Origin of the sequence: Rhodococcus sp. NPDC058532, assembly GCF_042719255.1 — a bacterium.
Taxonomy (GTDB): Bacteria; Actinomycetota; Actinomycetes; order Mycobacteriales; family Mycobacteriaceae; genus Rhodococcus_G.
Window position 1 is genome coordinate 1 of record NZ_JBHXNU010000026.1, and the last position, 2,513, is coordinate 2,513.

General features: G+C 70.6%; 2 protein-coding genes. Both read left to right on the plus strand.

What is annotated here, in order from left to right; genetic code table 11:
- The coding region (locus ACFWQG_RS20260; protein ID WP_378509447.1) for a class I SAM-dependent RNA methyltransferase at positions 1-912 on the plus strand (912 nt) is incomplete at its 5' end.
- Positions 913-1,070: 158 nt separating this feature from the next.
- A partial coding sequence (locus tag ACFWQG_RS20265) for an MDR family MFS transporter (RefSeq protein WP_378509448.1) occupies positions 1,071-2,513 on the plus strand: 1,443 nt, incomplete at its 3' end.

Here is a 2,513-nt window from a genome sequence, read left to right on the forward strand (position 1 = left end):
GTCGAGGACCTGCCCGGCACCGGCGACGGCACCGGCTGGCGCACCCGGCTGCGGTTGGCCGTGGACGGCCAGGGCCGCCCCGGCTACCACCGGTACCGGGGCACCGGCGTGGTCACGGACCTGTCCTGCCCGCAACCCGTTTCGGGCATGTATGACGGGCTGGCCGACCGCAGCTGGCGGCCCGGCGGTGAACTCCAGGTCACCGTCGATGCCGATGGGGTGCGGCACGTGGTGGAGATCGACCCCGCACCCGTGAGCCGGACCGGCCGCCGCAGCCCCGGCAGGCGCGGCGCAACCGCCCGCCGGGCCGCGACGTCCCGGCCGCGGCGTGAAAACGTCGTGATCGGCAGCGGGCGCGCCGTCCAACGCGTCGGCGACCGCGCCTGGGAGCTGTCCGCGACCGGGTTCTGGCAGGCGCACCGCGGCGCCGCGGCCCGCTACTCGGAGGTCGTCGCCGACTGGTCGGGCGCGGCAGGCGGCGGCACCGCCTGGGATCTGTACGGCGGGGTCGGGGTGTTCGCCGCCGCCCTTGCCGCGCAGGTGGGGGAGCGCGGCGCGGTCGTGTCGGTGGAGTCCGGCCGCGGCGCGGTCGAGTCCGGCCGCCGCGCGCTCGCGGACCTGCCGCAGGTCCGGTTCGAGGCGTCCCGCGTCGAGCATGCGCTCGATCACCTGTCGGGTCCGGTCGACACGGTCGTGCTCGACCCGCCGCGCTCCGGTGCGGGCAGGTCGGTCGTCGAGGCCGTCGCCGCGGCGGGTGCCGCCGCGATCGTGCACATCGGCTGCGATCCCGCAGCCTTCGGTCGCGACATCGGCCTCTACCTGGGGCAGGGCTACCACCTCGAGCGGGTCCGAGCCTTCGACGCGTTCCCCCTCACCCACCACATGGAGTGCCTCGCCCTGCTGGTGCGCTGACGCGCCCGTGCGTGATTTTCACCCCGATTGGGGTGCATCTCACGCACGGTGCCCACTTGATTGCACTATGCAATCAATATATAGTTGCATAACGCAAGCATATTAAAGCCTGTCTTTACCTTCCGGGAGATCGGCCATGCACCGAGGGGGCACCACGCATGACTGCACCGACGACAGCGCCAGGGCCGCACGTCCCGGACCAACTGATGACCCACCGCGAGATCCTCGAGGTGCTCGCGGGTCTGCTGGCCGCGCTGTTCACGGCGCTGATCAGCTCGACGATCGTCTCGACCGCGCTGCCGACCATCATCGGTGACCTCAACGGCAGCCAGACGCAGTACGCATGGGTCATCACGACCTCACTGCTCGCGACCGCGGCGTCGACACCGATCTGGGGCAAGCTCGCCGACCTGTACAACAAGAAAACCCTGGTCCAGGTGTCGATCGTCATCTTCGTTGTCGGCTCGGTGATCGCCGGGATCGCGCAGAACGTGCCGGTCCTGCTCGGTGCCAGGGTGATCCAGGGCGTCGGCATGGGCGGCCTGACCGCGCTGGTCGTCGCGATCATCGGCACGATCATCCCGCCCCGCGACCGCGGCAGGTACTCCGGCTACATGGGCGCGGTGATGGCCGTCGCGATGGCGGGGGGACCCGTGCTCGGCGGTGTCATCGCGGACGGTCTCGGCTGGCGCTGGTGCTTCTTCGTGTGCGTCCCGCTCGCCGTGATCGCGCTGCTGCTGCTGCAGAAGACCCTGCACATCGAGACCACCCGCAAGGACGACGTCTCGATCGACTGGGTCGGTGCCACCCTGCTGACCGCGGGCGTCTCCGTGCTGCTGGTGTGGGTGTCGTTCGCGGGCAAGGCCACCTACTACGACTGGGTGTCGACGCCGTCCGCGATCCTCGTCGGTGTCGGCGTGCTGCTGCTCGTCGCGACCGTCGTCGTCGAGAGCAGGGCGGCGTCGCCGATCATCCCGCTGCCGATCGTGCGTGAGCGGACCACCGGGCTGGCGATCATCGCGTCCGTTGCGGTCGGCGTCGGCCTGTTCGGCGCAACCACCTTCCTCGGGCAGTACTTCCAGACCGCGCGGGGGCACACCCCGACCGAGGCCGGCCTGCTCACCATCCCGATGGTCTTCGGCATGATGGTCGGCACCGTCGGCTCCGGCCAGCTGATCACCCGATTCGGCAAGTGGAAGGGCTTCGTCGTCGCGGGATCGATCCTGCAGCTCGTCGGCTTCCTGCTGCTCGCCACCATCGACCACGAGACGCCGATGACGCAGATCGGGTTGATGATCGCGCTGCTCGGGCTCGGCACCGGGATGCTGATGCAGAACGTGGTTCTCGCGGTGCAGAACACCGTCAGCGTGGCCAACATCGGGGCGGCAAGCAGCGTGGTGGCGTTCTTCCGCACCTTCGGCGGCGCGATCGGGGTGTCGGTGCTCGGGTCGGTGCTCGCCACCCGCGTCACCGACCTGACCGCCGAGGGCTTCGCGAAGCTCGGGATCGACACCCACACTCCGGGCGGCGGCGCCAACCTGAATCTCGCGGCGCTGCCCGCGCCGGTGCGGGACGTGATCCGCGTCGCCTACGGCGACGCG